Below are 18,333 nucleotides of genomic sequence, written 5' to 3'. Positions count from 1 at the left end.
GGCGCGACCCACGTGGGTCGCGCCCCGGCCGCGTACCCGCAGGAGCATCCATGGCCGGCCACATCCAGGACCGCTGGTTCAAGACCGACACCACCGCCGAGGGCGAGACCATCCGCGTGAAAACCGACCGATACGGGCTCGGACTCCGCTACCGCGCCCGATACATCGGCCCCGACGGGTCCGAGAAGTCGAAGTCCTTCCCCGACCGGCAGAAGCGTCTCGCCGAGAAGTGGCTCACCAACGTCGCCTCCGACATGTCGCGCGGCCAGTACATCGACCCTCGCGCGGCCCGGGTCACCTTCAAGGGCTACGCTGAGAAGTGGCTCAAGGCGCATAGTGCGGACTTGTCGAGCCAGATCGTCACTGAGCAGCGTCTCCGCTTGCACGCGTTCCCCGTTCTCGGGTCGCGCCCGCTCGACTCCTTCCGGCCGGAACACCTCCGCGACCTGGTGAGCGCCTTGGAGGCAAATCCGGGCGTGAGTGGCGCGTATGCGCGCAACATCTACGGTGACGTTCGAGCCGTGCTGAGCGCGGCTGTGGACGATGGCCTATTGTCTCGCAATCCGTGCTCCGTGAAGTCCGTACGCCCGCCATCGGTCGAGCGGCGGCGTGTCACTCCGTGGCTGCCCTCTCAGGTTCAAGCCGTCCGCAGGGCCCTCCCCGAGCGCTACCGGACCATGGTGGACACCGGCGCGGGATGCGGGCTCCGGCAGGGTGAGATCGTGGGACTTGCTGAGGATGCACTCGACTTCGAGGGCGGCGTTCTGCGGGTAGTCCGGCAGGTGAAGCTCATCCGGGGAAAGGCCGTGTTCGCCCCGCCGAAGTGCAACAAGGAGCGGGACGTACCGCTGCCGTCGTCCGTGTCTGAAGCCCTGCGCGCCCACATGGACACCTACGAGCCGGTTGAGATCACCCTGCCGTGGCGGAAGCCAGACGGGCCGAAGATGTCGGCCCGTCTGCTGTTCACGAACACCGCGAGCGGGGTGGTGTGGCGCAGCAACTTCAATATCCAGGAGTGGAAGCCTGCTCTCTCCGTGGCTGGCCTCATCCCGAAGGCCGGAGAAGACGGCAAGCACCAGTCCGCTCGCGAGCACGGCATGCACGCGCTGAGGCACTTCTACGCGTCCGTTCTGCTGGACGCCGGGGAAAGCATCAAGGCCGTCAGTCAATACCTCGGGCACACCGACCCCGCGCTGACGCTACGTGTGTACGCGCACCTGATGCCGAGCAGCCAGGAACGCACCCGTAAGGCCGTCGATGACATCTTTTCGGCCGCTGGGGCGGACGCCCCCTCGCACCAGCAGCCTGACCAAACCCGTGACGCGGCAGGCACGGCAAGCTGTCTCTCAGCCTTCCCGAGGCTCGACTGGGCCAGCTGTCCGGGCGCGTGAATCCTTGCGTGCCGAGAGCAGGAACAGGACCGCAGCGGCGGCGGCGAACCCGAGACCGACGGTCGTGCAGACCATGACCGTCTCGAATGAGGCGTCGGCGATCCGAGGGATGCCGTTGACGAGCATGAGGGCGTAGAAGCACAGAAGGCCGTAGGCACGAAGCCGCATCCCGGCCTGTCGCTTGCGCATCCACGGCGGCGTCCACCCCGCCAGTATCGCCACCGGCACCGGCAGCATGAGCGCCGTGGACACTGCCAGCGCTATCCAGTGGTACAGCGGATTGCCGTTCACCCCGCCCCCTTCGTAGGCGATCATCACCAGTCTACGGAGGGTTGGCGAGGCCCGTCCATGCCGAACACCGAGACCTTCCGGCGAACCTATCCGGTCAGAGCACTAGCACCTAAGCTCGCTCTTCCCATCTCCGGACGAGGGGAGTTGGCCCAGACTACGCAACCACCCACCTAGTGTTCATACCGTCCGCTACGGTGCCCAGATACCGACTTGACGATCACGTTCGGGGAATTTCAGTGCGTAAGCACCTCATCGCAGTTTGCGCCGTTCTACTGACCGGACTCACGGGTTGCACGACAGGGCCATCCAGTGCCGACCGTAACCGGGACACTGAATCTGCCGATGCCTCCCCGTCAGTTGCCAATTTCGTGGGTCGAACGAAGGAGGAGGCGCAGGCCGCCCTCAGCGGAACAGGTACTGTGTTCGGCTTCCAAGACACGAAGTCAAACCTTCGAAGCGACTCCGAGTACGACTCCTGGATCGTGTGCAAGCAGGACGCCAGTAAGGAACCTGTCTGGTTTACCGTGGCAGCCAGCCGAGAGGCGTGCGGCCTGCCAGCCGCTCCGCCAAACGGAGAGAGTGAAAGCCCCTCCCCCTCATCACCGTCATCCGAAGCCACGGATCCGACCGTTGACCAGGACTCCCGCTACGCTGCCGCCGTCAAGGCGCAAGTACCGAAGCTGAGGTCAGTCGCTGACGACGGGCTCGGTGTCCAAGGACGACTTGTGTGCACCTTGCTCGACTCCGGCGATAGCCCGAAGTCAGTATTGGGAACCATGCAGGCTGCGTACCCCGACAACGCAGGCCGCGTCATGGTCATCGAGGCTCCACCCGTGTACTGCTCGAAGTACACCGCCAAAGTGAAAGGGGCCTTGAAGTAGCGGCCGACGGCCCAGAGACGGCCCAGCTCCAGGGAACGGCCCTGGCATGATCAATAAAACCGCTGGTAGACCGCTACTTACTGCCCTAGAAGTGCCAGTTCTCCGGGCTTAGGCATGGTTCATCCAGTGTCGCAGACACGCCGTGGTGCCGGCTCTCGTCGTCAGCTCAGGCGGGACAGGGTGCGACCGCGCCCGGTCGAGGGCGCTCCTTGCCTGTCGCCATTGGGGGCCACCGACGGCCCGCGGACGGCCCGGCCGCGCCCGCGGACCGTGACCGATCACACGGCACGCACGTGGCGCGCACAGCAGCCCACTGGCCTCGAGCCGGCGCCGGGCGAGGGCGGAACCATCGCGCAGACAGATGAGTGAGGGCCCGCCGTCCTGTGGGCAACGGGCCCTCACTCATAAAAACGCAGGTCAGGCCGGGGCGACCCGGGCTTCTCAGCTGGAGCCGACGAAAAGCACCAACAGGAGCCAGACCACCGGAGCGGTTGGCAGCAGCGAGTCCAGTCGGTCCATGATCCCGCCGTGACCGGGGAGCAGCGTGCCCATGTCCTTGATCCCGAGATCCCGCTTGATCATGGACTCGCCCAGGTCACCCAGGGTGGCGCTGGCAGCGACGGCCAGGCCGAGCAGCAGCCCCTGCCACCAGGTGCCGTCGTCGATCAGGAACTGCATGCACAGCGCCCCGGCGACCATCGCGAAGGCGACGGCTCCGAACAGTCCCTCGCGGGTCTTCCCGGGGCTGATCCGCGGCGCGAGCTTGTGCTTGCCGAAGCGCCAGCCGACGGCGTACGCCCCCGTGTCGCTGACCACCGTCAGCAGGAGGAAGGTGAGGACCCGCTGCGCCCCGTCGTCGGCGCTCAGCAGCATCGCGACGAAGGTGGCCAGGAAGGGTACGTAGAACGCGGCGAAAACACCGGCCGTGACGTCCTTGAGGTACCCGTCGGGCGGCTCGGTCATCCGCCAGACGAGCACTGCCAGAGCGGTCAGGGCCATGGCGACCCAGGCGCCCTCGGCTCCGCGCACATAGCCGGCCACGACCATCGCCGCGCCGCCGATCGCGAGCGGTACGAGCGGTGCCTTGATGCCCTTGCGCTCCTGCAGCCGGGAGGTGAGTTCCCAGAGGCCGACGACGACGGCGATGGCTATCACGCCGATGAAGACGGCCTTCACGATGAACAGCGAGGCGACGATGACGGCCCCGAGCCCCACACCGACCCCTATGGCGGCTCGCAGGTCACGACCCGCACGTTTCTTCTGCGGGGGCGTCGGCGCGGTGGACATGGGCTCCTGCTGCTTCTCGTCACGGTACGGAGGACCGCCGCGCCGGCCGGCGGCTCCCCCGTGCCGGTCGTCACGGTCGTCAGCGTCTCTACCTGCATCGGGAACGTCCGGCACGATGGGCATGGGCCGAGTCTGCTGGGCGTCATGAACATCGTAAGCAGGACCTGCCGGGGCAGCCCTCATGTCGGGCGTACCCCCGTAGCCGGCTCCCTGCGGGGCGCCCCAGGAAGAGTCGTTCATCAGACTTCGAGCAGCTCGGCTTCCTTGTGCTTGAGCAGCTCGTCGACCTGCGCGACGTACTTCGCAGTGGTGTCGTCGAGCTCCTTCTCGGCGCGGCGCACCTCGTCCTCGCCGGACTCCTTGTCCTTGACCAGCTTGTCCAGGGTCTCCTTCGCCTTGCGGCGGACGGCCCGGATCGAGATCTTGGAGTCCTCGGCCTTCGTCTTCGCGACCTTGATGTAGTCGCGACGACGCTCCTCCGTGAGGTCGGGGAAGGTCACTCGGATGATGTTGCCGTCGTTGCTCGGGTTGACGCCGAGGTCGGAGTCGCGGATGGCCTGCTCGATGTTGCGCAGCGCGCTCTTGTCGAACGGCGTCACGACAGCCATGCGCGGCTCGGGAACCGAGAAAGAGGCCAGCTGGTTGATCGGGGTCAGCGCGCCGTAGTAGTCGGCAACGATCTTGTTGAACATCGCCGGGTGCGCACGGCCGGTGCGGATCGCGGCGAAGTCCTCCTTCGCGACCACGACGGCCTTCTCCATCTTCTCCTCGGCCTCGAGGAGGGTTTCTTCGATCACCACGTGCTCCTGCGTGTCTTGAGTGGGCCCGGCGTGCTCGGGCCCGGCGGGTCCTGCGTCGCGTCCTCACCTGCACGGTGTCCGACCGGCAGGCCGTTGTCCATCCTTCGGGACCGTCCCCCGGGGGAATCCCCGGCCGGCCCCGGAGCCGTCGGGGGATTCCCCCGGGCGGCCCCCCGGTTGTCAGGCCCGGGTGCCCTGGTCGCTCACGAGCGTGCCGATCTTCTCACCCTTGACGGCGCGGGCGATATTTCCGGCCGCGGTCAGCTCGAAGACGAGGATCGGCAGCTGGTTGTCACGGCAGAGCGTGATGGCGGTGGCGTCGGCAATCTTGAGATCGCGGGCGAGCACCTCGCCGTATTCCAGCGCGTCGAACTTCACCGCGTCGGGGTTGGTCTTCGGGTCGGAGTCGTAGACCCCGTCCACCCCGTTCTTGCCCATGAGCAGGCCCTCGGCGTCGATCTCCAGGGCGCGCTGGGCGGCGGTGGTGTCGGTGGAGAAGTACGGCATGCCCATACCGGCGCCGAAGATGACGACGCGTCCCTTCTCCAGGTGGCGCACGGCGCGCAGCGGGATGTACGGCTCCGCGACCTGCCCCATGGTGATGGCGGTCTGGACGCGGGAGTCGATGCCCTCCTTCTCCAGGAAGTCCTGGAGCGCCAGGCAGTTCATGACGGTGCCGAGCATGCCCATGTAGTCGGAACGGGCCCGGTCCATGCCGCGCTGCTGGAGCTCGGCGCCGCGGAAGAAGTTGCCGCCGCCGATGACAACCGCGATTTCCGCGCCGCCCCGGACGACAGCCGCAATTTCCCGGGCGATGGCGTGTACGACATCGGGGTCGACGCCGAGACCCCCGCCGCCGGCGAATGCCTCCCCGGACAGCTTCAGCATGAAGCGACCGGCCACCTTGCCGTCCTCGCGCTTGTGGTCACCTTTGGCGGCGTCCGCGCCCTTGTTCATGGAGATTCTCCTCGTGCACATACGAAGAAGGCCATTGCCGGTGGGTCTGGTGTCCCTCAGCGGCAATGGCCTCCTCGTCAGATCTGCGGTCGTACGGCGGGTGTGCGGCCGACGACTGCACTGGACCCTATCGGGGTCCACCGTTTTTCGCGGACGGACTCAGATGCCGACCTTGATGCGCGAGAAGCGCTTCAGGGTGACACCGGCCTCGTCCAGGACCTTCTGGACGGACTTCTTGTTGTCCTTGGCGAAGGCCTGCTCCAGGACGACGACGTCCTTGAAGAAGCCGTTGACCCGACCCTCGACGATCTTCGGAAGGGCGGCCTCGGGCTTGCCCTCCTCGCGAGAGGTGGCCTCGGCGACACGACGCTCGTTCTCGACCGTCTCGGCCGGAACCTCGTCGCGGTTGAGGTACTTCGGGGCGAAGGCGGCGATGTGCTGCGCGACGTCCTTGGCGACCTCGGCGTTCTCCTTGTCCAGCTCGACCAGGACGCCGACCTGCGGCGGGAGGTCGGGCATGGTGCGGTGCATGTACGCAGCCACGTATCCGCCGGTGAACTGCGCGAAGCGGTCCAGAACGATCTTCTCGCCGAGGTTGGCGTTGGCCTCGTCGACGTAGGCCTGAACAGTCTTGCCGGCCTCGATCTCGGAGGCGAGCAGCGTGGCCAGGTCGGCCGGCGAGGTCGCGGCGACGTGGGCGGCGAGGGCGTCGGCGACGGCCAGGAACTTCTCGCCCTTGGCGACGAAGTCCGTCTCGCACTTCAGCTCGAGCAGGACGCCGGAGGTCTTGTCCTCGGAGATGAGGGAGACGACGGCACCGTTCTCGGCAGAACGGCCCTCGCGCTTGGCGACGCCCTTCTGACCCTTGATACGGAGCGCCTCGACGGCCTTGTCGACGATGCCGTCGGCCTCGTCGAGCGCCTTCTTGCAGTCCATCATGCCGGCGCCGGTGAGCTCACGGAGCTTCTTGACGTCAGCGGCGGTGTAGTTCGCCATGAGTCTGTGTTCTCTCTCGAAGTCTGAAAGATCTACGGGTGAACGGCGGGGGCGGTGCCTGTGGCACCGGCCCCCGCCGTCATTCAGCCGTGACGGAGTTGTCAGGCCTGCTCGGCGTCCGCGGCCGGAGCCTCGGCAGCGGCCTCGGCGGCGTCCGCGGCCTTCTCGGTCTCGGCGGAGGTCTGCACCTCGGCGTCTGCCTTCTTGTCGCCCTCGAGCAGGTCGCGCTCCCACTCGGCGAGCGGCTCACCGGCAGCCTTGTCGCCCGGCTTCGAGTCGCCGGTCGCGGCGCCGGAACGGGCGATGAGGCCCTCGGCGACGGCGTCGGCGATCACGCGGGTGAGCAGGGTGACGGAGCGGATCGCGTCGTCGTTGCCCGGGATCTTGTAGTCGACCTCGTCGGGGTCGCAGTTGGTGTCGAGGATCGCGACGACCGGGATGTGGAGCTTGCGCGCCTCACCGACGGCGATGTGCTCCTTCTTGGTGTCGACGATCCAGACGGCGCTGGGCACCTTCTGCATCTCGCGGATACCACCGAGGGTCTTCTCCAGCTTGGCCTTCTCGCGGGAGAGGACCAGGAGCTCCTTCTTGGTGAGGCCGGAGGCGGCCACGTCCTCGAAGTCGATCTGCTCGAGCTCCTTCAGACGCTGAAGGCGCTTGTAGACGGTGGAGAAGTTGGTGAGCATGCCACCGAGCCAACGCTGGTTGACGTACGGCATGCCGACGCGCGTCGCCTGCTCGGCGATGGCCTCCTGGGCCTGCTTCTTCGTACCCACGAACATGATGGAGCCGCCGTGCGCGACGGTCTCCTTGACGAACTCGTAGGCGCGGTCGATGTACGACAGCGACTGGAGCAGGTCAATGATGTAGATGCCGTTGCGCTCGGTGAAGATGAAGCGCTTCATCTTCGGGTTCCAGCGACGGGTCTGGTGACCGAAGTGGACGCCGCTCTCCAGCAGCTCCCGCATCGTGACGACGGCCATGGCCGTACTCCTTGAGGTACTCGGTTGTCGCAACCGCAGGATTGCGGTCGCGCCTGACGCCCCGACGCGCCGTGCCACAAGGGACCGAGGAGCGCGGCCACCGTCCGCAGAGAGGGAGGTGGCGGGGCGTGCGAAGTCGACCCGGTGACCCGGATCGCCACAAGAAGTGTACGGGACCCGTCGAGTGCCGGGTGACGGCGCTGTCCACAACCGGCGAGTAGTCCACAGATCCGGTCCATGATCCCCACGGATCCGCCGAGTGCGGAACGGTTCGGGTCATGCGATACACACCAGAACCGACGGCTCGCCTTGCCCGGGCGGCGCTCGTGGCAGCGTTCATTGCCGCGCTCACGATGCTGTCCGGCGCGGGCGTCGCCGCCGCGGACGACCCCACGCCGGACGGAGGGCGCGCGTGGCCGCTAGCGGGGCGGCCCGCGGTCGTCCGGGGGTGGGAGCCGCCAGCCGGCACCTACGGGCGGGGGCACCGTGGCGTCGACCTCGCCGCCGCGCCGGGTACCCGGGTGCGAGCCGCGGCCGACGGCCGGGTCTCGTTCGCAGGGCGCGTCGCGGGACGGGGGGTGCTGGCGATCGAGGTGGCGGGGACCGGTGATCCGCCGCTGCGCACGACGTACGAGCCGGTGCGGGCGGTGGTCTCGGAAGGTGACGAGGTCCGCGCCGGCCAGACAGTCGCGGTCATGGAGGCCGGGCCGTTCCACTGCGAGTCCAGGTGTCTCCACTGGGGGCTGCGGCGTGGTGACGCATATTTGGATCCGCTGTCGCTACTGCCTCCGGCGCTGCTGCGGCAGGGTCCTTCGCGGCTGCTGCCGGTCTTCGGCGTACCGGAGCCGCGGGCACCGGGCGCCGTCGGGTACGCAGCCCCGGCCGTGCTCCTCGTCACGGCGGCCGGGTACGGGCGTCAGCCCCGTACGCCCCGCAGGATCATGGCGACGGCGGTGTCAGCGATCACCTCGGGCGCCTCCGCCACGCCCAGTTCGATACGGCGCACGGCGGCGTCCACCGAGCCCTGCAGCAGCATCGCCGCCAGCCTCGGCTGTTCATGGCCGAGGTCACCGAGCGCCTCGACGATCATGGCGATCAGCCCGCCGTGCGCTGCCCGGATCTTCTCCCGTGCGCCCGCGTCCAGCTCGCTCGCCGAGATGGCGACGACAGCGCGGTGCCGCCGGTCCCCGACCAGATCGAGCTGGCGGCGTACATACGCCTCGATCTTTCCCTCGGGCGTCTGCGCCCGCTCCATCGCGTTCTCGACCTCGGCCGCCCAGACGGGGAAGTCGACGGCGCACAGCTCCTCGACGACGGCCGCGCGGGAACGGAAGTACTCGTAGACGGAGGACCGTGCAAGGCCCGTGCGCTCGGCGAGAGCGGGGAAGGTCAACGCCTCCGTACCGCCCTCGGAAAGCAGGGATCGGGCAGCGTCCAGGAGGGCGCCGCGCTGCATGGTCCGGTGCTCGGCCACGGAGGCCGCTCGAATCCTGGGCACGGATCCACTCTACGGCGGCAGGTGTTCGAGAAGGGTTCGGGCAGCCAACATCGCCCGGCCGGACGCCTGCTCAACGTCCTGCGTCGGCCAGTTTCGCGCGGAGCTGCAGCACCGATTTGGTGTGGATCTGGCTGACCCGGCTCTCGGTCACCCCGAGCACGTTGCCGATCTCGGCAAGGGTGAGCCCCTCGTAGTAGTAGAGGGTGACGACGGTCTTCTCGCGGTCCGGGAGAGTGTTGATCGCCCGGGCGAGCAGCCGGCGGAGCTCACGGTCCTCGGCGACCTCCACCGGATTGTCGGCGGCGGTGTCCTCAAGGGTGTCCATCAGGCTCAGCCGGTCGCCGCCCTCGCCGCCGACATGCAGCAGCTCCTCCAGCGCGACCACGTTCGCCAGCGACAACTGGCTGAAAACTGCATGCAGTTCTTCCAGCGCGATGCCCATCTCCGCCGCGACCTCCGCCTCGGACGGGGTACGCCGCAGCTGCGCCTCCAGTGTCGCGTAGGCACGCTCCACAGCCCGCGCCTTCTGCCGTACGGAGCGCGGGATCCAGTCGAGCGCCCGGAGCTCGTCGATCATCGCTCCGCGGATGCGCGTGATCGCGTACGTCTCGAACTTGATGGCCCGTTCGATGTCGAACTTCTCGATCGCGTCGATCAGTCCGAAGACTCCCGAGGAGACGAAGTCCGCCTGCTCGACATTGGACGGCAGTCCCACGCTCACCCGGCCCGCGACGTACTTCACCAGCGGCGAGTAGTGCAGGATCAGCTGCTCCCGCAGCCGGCCGTCGCCCGTGGACTTGTACGAACGCCACAACTCCTCGAGTGAGGAGGGGGCAGGGGGGCGCACAGTGCCACGCGCAGCGGGTGGCACTGCTGCGCGGTCAGACCCGGAGGTGTGCTGGGGCATGTGGTGCCTTGAGCCGTTCTGCTGTGAAGTGCTGGGGGACTTGTGTCTGAGCCGGATTCCTTGTGAGCGTAGCGTGACTGAAGCGTCGCGGTCCGCGCAGGATAGAGCATCGGTGCCGGGTACTTCCGGGGGAACGGACACGACTATGCGCCGGGCCCGTCGCCTGTGCAGCGGTCCCGGAGGGGTCGCTGAAGGATCCGCCGAGGTCATCAGCATCACCTTTTCACCCGAATGCTCCAGGTCAAGGACCGCCTCGCCGCGCGTCCCCATCGCATGCCGACCGCCGCGTCAACCGCCATCCATCGCCATCACGTTCGACGAACCCCAGTGAGTGGAGTTCGTACAATTTGCCGAGCGCTTCGTCGGCGCCGGTTCCCGCGGCGCGTGCGACATCCCTCGCGTTGACGGAACCGCGGGAGGGGAGGGCGTCGAGGACCCGGGCGCAGACGGCGTCGAGCAGGTCCCTGGGAAGCAGAGGACCGCGTCGGACGGGAGCGAGATCACCGATGTCCCCCACCAGTTCGACCACCTCCGAGGCGTCCGTGACCAGGACGCCTTCGCCCCGGAGCAGTTCATGGACACCGGCCGACAGCCCGCTGGTGGCAGGTCCCGGAACCCCTATGGTGAAGCGGCCGAGCTGCTGAGCCCTGCGCGCCGTGACCAGCGAGCCGCTGCGGTATTGCGCCTCCACCACGACCGTTCCCCGCGTCAACGCGGCAATCACCCTGTTCCGAAGAACAAATCTGCTGCGAGTCGGATGATCGGACGGTGGCAGCTCGCCGATGACCAGGCCCTGTTCCGCCATGCGTCCGATCAGCTCGGCGTGGCCTCGGGGATAGGCGACATCGACACCGCAGGCCAGGACCGCCATGGTCACCCCGCCGGCCGCGAGTGCGCCGCGGTGTGCCGCCCCGTCCACCCCGAAAGCGGCGCCCGACACGACCACCCACCCCAGCTCCGCGAGCCCGGAAGCGAGGCTCGCCGCCATATGCGCGCCGTACGGAGTGCAGGCGCGGGCGCCGACCACGGCGACGGAACGCAGCGCCCAGAGCCGCAGATCGGGCCGGCCCCGCACCCAGAGCGCGGTCGGCCTGGAGTCACCCAGGTCGTCGAGCTGGCTGGGCCACTCCCGGTCACCGGGACAGACCAGGCGGCCGCCCACCGCGGCAACCGCTGCCAGGTCCCGCTCGGGTTCGGCGGACTCGACCCGCAACCGGTATCCGGCGAGCTGCCTCGGCGTCATGCCGCTCAGCTCTTCCGCGGTCCCGTCCCGGGACGTGAGCCGCCGCATCAGTTCGACAGCGCCGACTTGGCGCAGCCAGCGGCCACCGTGCTCGTCCCCCGGCTCCAGCACGCGGGTCAGCGCAGCCCGTGCCAGCCGCTCCCGCTCCCCCATCGTCCCCGGCGCACGTACCGGTTGCCGACCGCCCACCCGCTCCTGCCCGCACCCTGATTCGCGGTCTCCCACCGACTCCGGCATCATGACGCCCCGCCCCGGGCCAAGGCTCCCCGGGCGATCCCGGTCCGCAGTTCCAGGGCCACCGCGATATCGGACGCCTCCGGGCGATCCGCGCCGCGCAGATCGGCGACGGTCCACGCCACCCGCAGCACCCGGTCGAGTCCCCGCGCGGTGAGCAGTCCCCGCTCCATGTCCCGTTCGGCCTCCATGAGCGCCCCCGGCGCCGCGAGCAGCCGGGTTCGCAGCTCATGGCCGGGCACCTCGCTGTTGGTGGTCCATCCCGTGCCCGCAAGTCGTTCTGCCGCCCGGGCCCTGGCTTCCCGCACCCGCGCCGCGACGACGGCCGTGGACTCACCCCGGCCTCCCCGGCCCATCAGGTCCTCGCGCGTGACCGGTGCGACGACCACCCTCAGATCCACCCGGTCGAGCAGCGGCCCGGAGAGTCTCGCCTGGTAGCGGCGGACCGAAGAGGGCGGGCATTCGCAACCGGCGCCGATGAGGGTATGGCGCCCGCAGGGGCAGGGATTCGCCGCCAGCACCATCAGAAATCTGGCGGGCAGCCGCACCACCCCGGCGCTGCGCGCCACCACCACATGGCCTGACTCCAACGGCTGGCGCAGCGCGTCGAGCGCCCGGACGGAGAACTCCGGTGCCTCGTCCAGGAACAGCACACCTCTGTGGGCCAGCGAGACCGCCCCGGGCCTCGGCAATCCGTTCCCACCGCCGACCAGGGACTGCATGGTCGCCGAGTGGTGCGGTGCGCAGTAGGGCGCCCGGGTTACCAGCGGTTCGCCCGGCGGCAGCATGCCCGCCACCGAGTGCACCGCCGTCACCTCCAGGGATTCCTGCCGGGTCAGCGTCGGCAGAATCGCGGACAGCCGCTCGGCCAGCATGGTCTTGCCCGCGCCCGGAGGTCCGGAGAGCAGCAGATGATGCCCGCCCGCCGCTGCGACCGCGAGGGCCAGACGCGGCGTCTCCTGGCCGGCGACGTCCGACAGGTCCGGGCGAGGTCCCTCGCCCTGTGCGGCGACCCGTGCCAGTCCGGTGCCGACGCCCGCGCCCGGCACCATCAGCCCCGCCAGCATCGTGGAGGGGCGCCCTTCCTCGTCGCTCTCCCGCTCGTCGGGCACCGGCTCGTCGCTGAGCACGGCGATCAACTGCCGCAGGCTTCGCACCCCGAGGACCGAGACCCCGGGCACCAGCGCCGCCTCGCCGGCGGTCTGTTCGGGCACGACGACCTTCCGGTATCCGGCATCCGCCGCGGCGAGCACGGCAGGCAGCACACCGCGGACCGGCCGCACCCGGCCGTCGAGGCCGAGCTCTCCGATCATCACCACATCGGAGATGGCCGAGGGATCGATCCGCTCGGCCGCGCCGAGTACGGCACACGCGACAGCAAGATCGAAGCCACTGCCTCCTTTGGGCACGGAAGCCGGGGAGAGCCCGACCGTGAGTTTCTTCTGCGGCCACTCGGCCCCGGCGTTGACCACGGCGGCCCTGACCCTGTCCCGGCTCTCCACCAGGCTCTTGTCCGGCAGACCGACCAGGGTGAACGCCGCCACCCCCGGCTCCAGGTCCGCCTGGACCTCCACCACCACGCCTTCGACGCCGACCAGCGCCACCGAGCACGCCCGCGCGAACCCCATCAGGCCACCCCGCGCGCATGCTCGGCGACCGGCGCACCCCGTCTGGGCAGCACCACGCCGATCAGGTCGATCCGCACGCCGCCCGGCGGCGGGCCGCCGTTCCGGTCGAGCCAGATCTCGGCGAGCCGCCGCAGCCGGTCCGCCTTGACCGGGCCGACGGCCGCCATCGGATGCTCGAACGCCCCCGCCCTGCGGGTCTTGACCTCGCAGACGACCAGCGCGTCCCCGTCCATCGCGACGATGTCGATCTCACCGGCGCGACAGCGCCAGTTCCGTTCCAGTACGGCCATGCCGGCGTCGGTCAGCAGCCGCGCCGCCAGATCCTCGCCGTACCGCCCGAGTGCCCCCCGTGCGTTCATGTCGGCACCACCTCCGGCACCGACTCTGACGTGTCCCAGCCCCGCTGGTGGATCTTGGTGGACAACTCGGCGGTTGTGGACAACTCCGTCACCCGGACGGACCGGCGACCGCCGGAGCGGCTCAGCCGCCCGGGAGTTCGAGATCGCTCTTGCTGAGTTCTTCGATGTTGACGTCCTTGAAGGTCAGGACGCGTACCTGCTTGACGAACCGGGCGGGCCGGTACATGTCCCAGACCCACGCGTCCGCCATGGACACCTCGAAGAAGACCTCACCCTGAACCGAGTGCACCTGCATCTCGTAGTCGTTGGTGAGGTAGAAACGCCGTTCGGTCTCGATCACATATTTGAACAGACCGACGACATCTCGGTACTCCCGGTAGAGCTTCAGCTCCATCTCGGTCTCGTACTTCTCGAGGTCCTCGGCGCTCATTGGCATGTTCCCCTTCAGCCGTGCGTCCACCTATTGTGCGCCAGGCTCCCGCGCCCCCGAGGGCTTAGACGATTTCGGGGGCCAGAACCACTGGCGTACGTGGCGGACCCTCGTCGAGCAGCGTGCGCAGCAGCCCGGCGAGCCTGGTCGGGTACACCGTCTCACGCGCCGCCGACAGTTCGGCGCAGGTCCACCACCTCAGGCCCGAGACACTGCGCTGTTCCAGCCCCGTGAGCCCGCTCAGATCCGTATCGGTCTGCGTGGTTCGTGCCAGGTAGTACCACTCGTCCTGGTCCCAGCGCCGCCCGTCGAACGGGAAGGAACAGATACGCTGCCAGAGCACGGGGCCGAGCTCGACGTCCGTGATCCCCGTCTCCTCGGCGAGCTCGCGCAGCGCGGCCTCCTCGCGGGTCTCGTCGCCCTCCAGGCCACCTCCGGGCGTGAACCACCAGGTGATGTCGATGTTGTCCGGTTCGTAGCCGTGCATCAGCAGAATGCGGTCATCCGGGTCGAGCAGGATCACCCGGGCGACCTTCCGGGTCTCAGCGGGCACCCGCAGACACCTTCCCGCCCTGTCCGCGCCTGGTCCGTGCGGACCGCGCCGCGATCGGTCCGTACGCCGCACCGCCGACGATGAGCACCACACCCGCTGCCACGGCCCGGATCTGGAGCTTCAGCGGTCCGGGCTTCGACACCCCGCCGGAAAGGTCCGCGAACGCCTGCGGTCGCTCGATCATCCCGTTCATCGGCCATGCGATGGCATCCACCCGGGCCTGCACGGCACTGCGTGGTACCGAACCCTGCCCCGGGTCGTCCAGGTGGACCCGGGAGTCCAGGGAGCCGCTGCGCTCGTCCCCGAGGAGGAAGAGCTGCCCCTTGGGCACCTCCGCCGTGAAGTTCTTCACCGAGGCGAGGCCCTTGGTCTGCAGATACGGTTCCTCAATGGACTTGCCGTTGACGGTGAGCCGGCCGTTCTTCTCGCAGCAGGCGATCCTGTCGCCACCGATGCCGACGACCCGCTTCACCATGGGCATGTCGCCCCACGCGGGGTCCTTGAAGACCACCACGTCACCGCGGCGCACGTCGGCGCCGTCCACCCGCTCCGCGAGCACCCGGTCACCCGCGTCCACCGTCGGCGTCATCGATTCGGTCGGCACGGTGTACGGCTTGTACACCACCGCCGCCCACGCGAAACCGCCGAGGAAGAGCACACAGCCGACGGCCACGGCCAGCCCGGACAGCATGCTGCCGAGCCGGCCGTGGCCGTCACCCGTACGTCCTGTTCCACTCATCCCAGCGTCCCCCACCTCGGAGATCGACAGTCGCTGATCCGAGTCGGCACCCTACCCGGCAGTACGCCCGGTGGTCAGCCTCTTGCGACGCCACAACACGAGGGGCAGCGCTCCGGCTACACCGAGTGCTCCCGGCGCCAGCCCCATCGCGACGTTCAGCCCCGGCTGGTCGAAGGTGCTCGGGACCGGCAGGGTCGCCCAGCGGTTGATCGGCCATGCCACCACGATGGCCCGGCCGACCACCTCGTCCGTGGAGACCGTGCCCTGACCGGGCAGCTCCTGGTGGTAGCGGGAGTCCAGGGAGTTCTGGCGGTGGTCACCCATCACCCAGATACGGCCCTCCGGCACCTTGATCGGACCGAACGGCTCGTCGTTGCACGGGGTGTTCCCCGGGTAGATGAACGACTGCTCTTCCAGCGCCTTGCCGTTGACCACGACCGGCCCGTTCTTCCGGCACTCCACCGTGTCGCCGCCGACCGCGATGACCCGCTTGATCAGGTCCTTCTCCTCGGCGGACGGCATCAGTCCGATGAAACTGAGGAACTTCTGCGCGAGGTTGGGTTCCGGCGTCGACTCGCCGTCCACCAGCCAGCCGCCGGGGTCGTGAAAGACCACGACCTCGCCGCGCTGCGGCTCGGAGCCGAACCAGGGGGTCAGCTTGTCGACCAGCACCCGGTCGCCCCTCTGGAGCGTGTTCTGCATCGAGTCCGAGGGAATCGAGAACGCCTGCACCAGAAACGTCTTGATCAGCAGCGCCAGAATCAGCGCGATGCCGATGAGCAGGGGCAGCTCCTTCCAGAAGGAGCGTGGCTTCCCCGGAGCCCTGCCACCACCGTCCGGGGAATCGCCGTCACTCTCCGCCCGGCCCGGCGTCGCCTCGGCAGACCTTTCGCTCTCGGGCCGGTCCTCGGGTTCGTCGTGTCCGGATCGTGCGCCGACCGCCAAATCCCCCACATCCACTCCTCACTCCGTGCCACCGCCTGCCCCCTAGTCGGTGCAGGCCCACCACTCCCATAACGAGCGGGAGTTCCGCAGGGGTCGGGAGCCGGACCATTCCATTGAGGTCCTGGGACGACACACTATTCGACGGTGCGTACGCCGCCGACGTCCCGGCGCGCGCGTCCGGGACCGAAGCGAACGTCTCGGGCTCTTCCAGTCTCCGCCAGTGCCCGAAGGGCCAGGCGATGACGACAGCCCGCCCCACGACCTCGTCCTCGGAGACCGTGCCGTGATCCGGCTCGTCCAGGTGGAAGCGCGAATCGGCGGAATTGGAGCGGTGGTCGCCCATGACGAAGATTCGGCCGGCCGGAACCTTTACCTCGAATTTGAGCGTGGAGGGCGGATTGCCCGGATGCAGATAGGGCTCGTCGAGCGGTACGCCGTTGACGGTGACCCTGCCGTCCTTGCCGCAGCACTTCACGGTGTCACCGCCGACGGCGATCACCCGCTTGATCAGATCCTGTTCGTCGTCGGACGGCAGCAGCCCGATGAAGGTCAGCACTTCCTTCACCTGCTTGACGACGACGGGAGAATCCTTCTTCGCGACGTTCTCCTGTCCCAGCCAGTTCCCCGGGTCCTTGAAGACGACCACGTCGCCGCGCTGGGGCCTGGATCCGAACCAGGGCGTCAGCTTGTCCACCAACACCCGGTCGCCGATCCGGATCGTCTGCTCCATCGACCCGGACGGGATCACGAAGGCCTGCACCAGGAACGTCTTGAGGACGAGCGCGATGAGCAGTGCCACGGTGATGAGGAGGGGTATCTCCTTCACGGCGGAGCCGCGCCGCCGCCGTTTGACCCGGCGTGCCAGCTTGCGCCGCTCCGCCCGGGTCGGCAGCGAGCGCGCGGCCGTCGGCCCGGTGCCGGCCGGCAGCGGAACGTCGGCGTCGGACGCGCCGCTCGCCCGTCCGCGGTTACCCATGCGTCCCGCCAGGCAGCCGTACGGAGTCGAAGGCGCGGGTCTCCGGGATCGAGCTCAGCCGGCCCAGCGGCCAGCCGATCCAGTCCACCCGGCCGATGACCATGTCGACCGGCACCATGCCGCCGCCGGGCTCGCCGAGATGGTCTCGGGAGTCGCGGGAGTTGCTCCGATGGTCGCCCATCATCCACAGCCTCCCGTCGGGGACGACGATGTCGAAGGCCACCCGGGACGGGTCGTCGCCGGAATGGAGATACTCCTCGTCCACCGGCTGCCCGTTCACCTCGATCCTGCCCCGCTTGTCGCAGCAGACCACCCGGTCGCCCCCCACGCCCACCACCCGCTTCACGAAGTCGGTCTCGGCAGGTTCCGCCAGCCCCAGGGACGCTGCCGCGCCGTGCAGCAGCCCCGTGACGGGATTCTCGGCGGGTGCCACCTGGACGAAGGACCCGGTGCCGTCGAAGACCACCACGTCACCGCGGTGCGGTACGGAGCCGAAACGGTACGCCAGTTTGTTGACGAGCACCCGGTCCCCCACCCGCAGGGTGGACTCCATCGAGCCACTGGGAATCAGGAACGGCTGCAGCACATAGGTACTGAAGAGCAGCAGGAAGACCGAGCAGACGGCGCCGAGGAACGCTGCGCGCCGCCACGAAAAGGAGGCGAACCGGTCCGCGATACGCAAAGAGCACGACCTCCCCTCCGCCCCTGCTTCGGGTGCGGAAGAGCGGTCGCGCTCCGTGTGCTCTGCTTCCATGTCCATCGGGGCCAGAGCTTATCCGGCCGAACCGTGGAGCTGGGAGCCAGTGCCGTGACCGGGCAGTGTTTGCGACGGGGCAAAACCTGCCGGGAGGGGCACTGGCTCAGTTGTCGCGCTTCTCCTTGATCTTCGCGGCCTTGCCGCGCAGCTCACGGAGGTAGTACAGCTTGGCGCGACGGACGTCACCGCGGGTGACGAGCTCGATCTTCTCGAAGATCGGGCTGTGCACCGGGAAGGTGCGCTCGACGCCGACGCTGAAGGAGACCTTGCGGACCGTGAAGGTCTCGCTGACGCCAGAGCCCTGGCGGCGGATGACTACGCCCTTGAACTGCTGGATACGGGAGCGGTTGCCCTCGATCACTCGCACGTGGACGTTGACGGTGTCACCGGGGCGGAACGCCGGGACGTCCGTACGCAGGGAGGCGGCGTTGACGCCATCGAGCAGGGAAGCCATGTTGTCTGCTTTCTTCGCCGATGC

At 68.6% G+C, this 18,333-nt stretch carries 18 protein-coding genes and 2 pseudogenes; 2 read left to right on the top strand and 18 right to left on the bottom strand.

The annotated features are described in order from the left end of the window. Positions 1-50: 50 nt before the first annotated feature. A pseudogene (locus ACNPQM_RS35620) lies at positions 51-1,277 on the top strand (tyrosine-type recombinase/integrase); the annotation flags it as partial. Positions 1,278-1,346: 69 nt separating this feature from the next. Here ACNPQM_RS35620 and ACNPQM_RS35615 read toward each other — a convergent pair. The 6 genes from ACNPQM_RS35615 to rpsB all read right to left on the bottom strand — a co-directional run bounded on the left by ACNPQM_RS35615 (position 1,347) and on the right by rpsB (position 7,586). Then, positions 1,347-1,706 carry a hypothetical protein gene (locus tag ACNPQM_RS35615; RefSeq protein ID WP_418087206.1) on the bottom strand — a complete coding sequence of 120 codons (360 nt, stop codon included), beginning with the start codon at positions 1,704-1,706 and terminating at the stop codon, positions 1,347-1,349. A 1,298-nt stretch (positions 1,707-3,004) separates the two neighbouring features. Next, entirely contained in the window at positions 3,005-4,090 is a 1,086-nt protein-coding gene (locus ACNPQM_RS35610; RefSeq protein ID WP_358860123.1) for a phosphatidate cytidylyltransferase, read from the bottom strand. After that, on the bottom strand, positions 4,090-4,647 hold the full coding sequence (gene frr / locus ACNPQM_RS35605; RefSeq protein ID WP_093899080.1) for a ribosome recycling factor: 558 nt from the start codon (positions 4,645-4,647) through the stop codon (positions 4,090-4,092). The genes ACNPQM_RS35610 and frr overlap by 1 nt, the downstream gene beginning before the upstream one ends. 183 nt (positions 4,648-4,830) lie before the next feature. Continuing rightward, entirely contained in the window at positions 4,831-5,607 is a 777-nt protein-coding gene (pyrH, locus tag ACNPQM_RS35600; RefSeq protein WP_358860122.1) for a UMP kinase, read from the bottom strand. Positions 5,608-5,766: 159 nt separating this feature from the next. Continuing rightward, the gene (gene tsf, locus ACNPQM_RS35595) at positions 5,767-6,603 is read right to left on the bottom strand and encodes a translation elongation factor Ts (RefSeq protein ID WP_358860121.1); all 837 of its coding nucleotides are present in this window, start codon (positions 6,601-6,603) and stop codon (positions 5,767-5,769) included. A gap of 101 nt (positions 6,604-6,704) precedes the next feature. Next, a complete protein-coding gene (rpsB, locus tag ACNPQM_RS35590; protein ID WP_358860120.1) occupies positions 6,705-7,586 on the bottom strand; it encodes a 30S ribosomal protein S2 in 882 nt (293 codons plus the stop codon). A gap of 278 nt (positions 7,587-7,864) precedes the next feature. On the opposite strand from rpsB, the pseudogene ACNPQM_RS35585 reads away from it, so the two are divergent. Next, positions 7,865-8,440 (top strand): annotated as a pseudogene (locus tag ACNPQM_RS35585) (murein hydrolase activator EnvC family protein); the annotation flags it as partial. A 62-nt stretch (positions 8,441-8,502) separates the two neighbouring features. Here the strand turns inward: ACNPQM_RS35585 and ACNPQM_RS35580 are convergent. The 12 genes from ACNPQM_RS35580 to rplS form a co-directional block, all read right to left on the bottom strand. Continuing rightward, positions 8,503-9,060, bottom strand: coding sequence for a TetR/AcrR family transcriptional regulator (locus ACNPQM_RS35580; RefSeq protein WP_418087208.1), 558 nt, complete (start codon positions 9,058-9,060; stop codon positions 8,503-8,505). Positions 9,061-9,154: 94 nt separating this feature from the next. After that, entirely contained in the window at positions 9,155-9,991 is an 837-nt protein-coding gene (gene whiG / locus ACNPQM_RS35575; RefSeq protein ID WP_358860119.1) for an RNA polymerase sigma factor WhiG, read from the bottom strand. Positions 9,992-10,232: 241 nt separating this feature from the next. Then, entirely contained in the window at positions 10,233-11,387 is a 1,155-nt protein-coding gene (gene dprA / locus ACNPQM_RS35570; RefSeq protein WP_418087207.1) for a DNA-processing protein DprA, read from the bottom strand. 83 nt (positions 11,388-11,470) lie between these two features. Further along, positions 11,471-13,096, bottom strand: a complete 1,626-nt coding sequence (locus ACNPQM_RS35565; protein ID WP_358860117.1) for a YifB family Mg chelatase-like AAA ATPase — start codon at positions 13,094-13,096, stop codon at positions 11,471-11,473. Then, positions 13,096-13,455 (bottom strand): YraN family protein, encoded by a 360-nt coding sequence (locus ACNPQM_RS35560; protein WP_358860116.1) that lies wholly within the window; start codon positions 13,453-13,455, stop codon positions 13,096-13,098. Before ACNPQM_RS35560 ends, ACNPQM_RS35565 begins: the two co-directional genes overlap by 1 nt. Positions 13,456-13,576: 121 nt before the next feature. Next, complete coding sequence (locus ACNPQM_RS35555) at positions 13,577-13,885, bottom strand: DUF2469 domain-containing protein (protein ID WP_345510613.1); 309 nt, start codon at positions 13,883-13,885, stop codon at positions 13,577-13,579. A gap of 64 nt (positions 13,886-13,949) precedes the next feature. Beyond that, positions 13,950-14,438, bottom strand: a complete 489-nt coding sequence (locus tag ACNPQM_RS35550) for an NUDIX hydrolase (RefSeq protein ID WP_418087205.1) — start codon at positions 14,436-14,438, stop codon at positions 13,950-13,952. After that, on the bottom strand, positions 14,428-15,177 hold the full coding sequence (gene lepB / locus ACNPQM_RS35545) for a signal peptidase I (protein ID WP_418087204.1): 750 nt from the start codon (positions 15,175-15,177) through the stop codon (positions 14,428-14,430). The genes ACNPQM_RS35550 and lepB (ACNPQM_RS35545) overlap by 11 nt, the downstream gene beginning before the upstream one ends. A 51-nt stretch (positions 15,178-15,228) precedes the next feature. Beyond that, on the bottom strand, positions 15,229-16,122 hold the full coding sequence (lepB, locus tag ACNPQM_RS35540; protein ID WP_358860149.1) for a signal peptidase I: 894 nt from the start codon (positions 16,120-16,122) through the stop codon (positions 15,229-15,231). Continuing rightward, positions 16,028-17,098, bottom strand: a complete 1,071-nt coding sequence (gene lepB / locus ACNPQM_RS35535; protein ID WP_358860113.1) for a signal peptidase I — start codon at positions 17,096-17,098, stop codon at positions 16,028-16,030. The genes lepB (ACNPQM_RS35540) and lepB (ACNPQM_RS35535) overlap by 95 nt, the downstream gene beginning before the upstream one ends. After that, the gene (lepB, locus tag ACNPQM_RS35530) at positions 17,091-17,858 is read right to left on the bottom strand and encodes a signal peptidase I (RefSeq protein WP_418087203.1); all 768 of its coding nucleotides are present in this window, start codon (positions 17,856-17,858) and stop codon (positions 17,091-17,093) included. Before lepB (ACNPQM_RS35530) ends, lepB (ACNPQM_RS35535) begins: the two co-directional genes overlap by 8 nt. Before the next feature lie 100 nt (positions 17,859-17,958). Further along, entirely contained in the window at positions 17,959-18,309 is a 351-nt protein-coding gene (gene rplS, locus ACNPQM_RS35525; protein WP_093899094.1) for a 50S ribosomal protein L19, read from the bottom strand. Between the last annotated feature and the right edge of the window lie 24 nt (positions 18,310-18,333).

It is taken from the genome of Streptomyces sp. NPDC056231, assembly GCF_048270745.1.
Classification (GTDB): Bacteria; Actinomycetota; Actinomycetes; order Streptomycetales; family Streptomycetaceae; genus Streptomyces.
This window is presented reverse-complemented; position numbering and strand designations above follow the sequence as displayed.

Coding starts and splice junctions, on each gene's coding strand:
- ACNPQM_RS35615 (WP_418087206.1), bottom strand. CDS start 1,706: ATGATCGCCTACGAAGGGGGCGGGGTGAACGGCAATCCGCTGTACCAC.
- ACNPQM_RS35610 (WP_358860123.1), bottom strand. CDS start 4,090: ATGAACGACTCTTCCTGGGGCGCCCCGCAGGGAGCCGGCTACGGGGGT.
- pyrH (WP_358860122.1), bottom strand. CDS start 5,607: ATGAACAAGGGCGCGGACGCCGCCAAAGGTGACCACAAGCGCGAGGAC.
- tsf (WP_358860121.1), bottom strand. CDS start 6,603: ATGGCGAACTACACCGCCGCTGACGTCAAGAAGCTCCGTGAGCTCACC.
- rpsB (WP_358860120.1), bottom strand. CDS start 7,586: ATGGCCGTCGTCACGATGCGGGAGCTGCTGGAGAGCGGCGTCCACTTC.
- whiG (WP_358860119.1), bottom strand. CDS start 9,991: ATGCCCCAGCACACCTCCGGGTCTGACCGCGCAGCAGTGCCACCCGCT.
- dprA (WP_418087207.1), bottom strand. CDS start 11,387: ATGGGGGAGCGGGAGCGGCTGGCACGGGCTGCGCTGACCCGCGTGCTG.
- ACNPQM_RS35565 (WP_358860117.1), bottom strand. CDS start 13,096: ATGGGGTTCGCGCGGGCGTGCTCGGTGGCGCTGGTCGGCGTCGAAGGC.
- ACNPQM_RS35560 (WP_358860116.1), bottom strand. CDS start 13,455: ATGAACGCACGGGGGGCACTCGGGCGGTACGGCGAGGATCTGGCGGCG.
- ACNPQM_RS35555 (WP_345510613.1), bottom strand. CDS start 13,885: ATGAGCGCCGAGGACCTCGAGAAGTACGAGACCGAGATGGAGCTGAAG.
- lepB (WP_418087204.1), bottom strand. CDS start 15,177: ATGAGTGGAACAGGACGTACGGGTGACGGCCACGGCCGGCTCGGCAGC.
- lepB (WP_358860113.1), bottom strand. CDS start 17,098: ATGGGTAACCGCGGACGGGCGAGCGGCGCGTCCGACGCCGACGTTCCG.
- lepB (WP_418087203.1), bottom strand. CDS start 17,858: ATGGACATGGAAGCAGAGCACACGGAGCGCGACCGCTCTTCCGCACCC.
- rplS (WP_093899094.1), bottom strand. CDS start 18,309: ATGGCTTCCCTGCTCGATGGCGTCAACGCCGCCTCCCTGCGTACGGAC.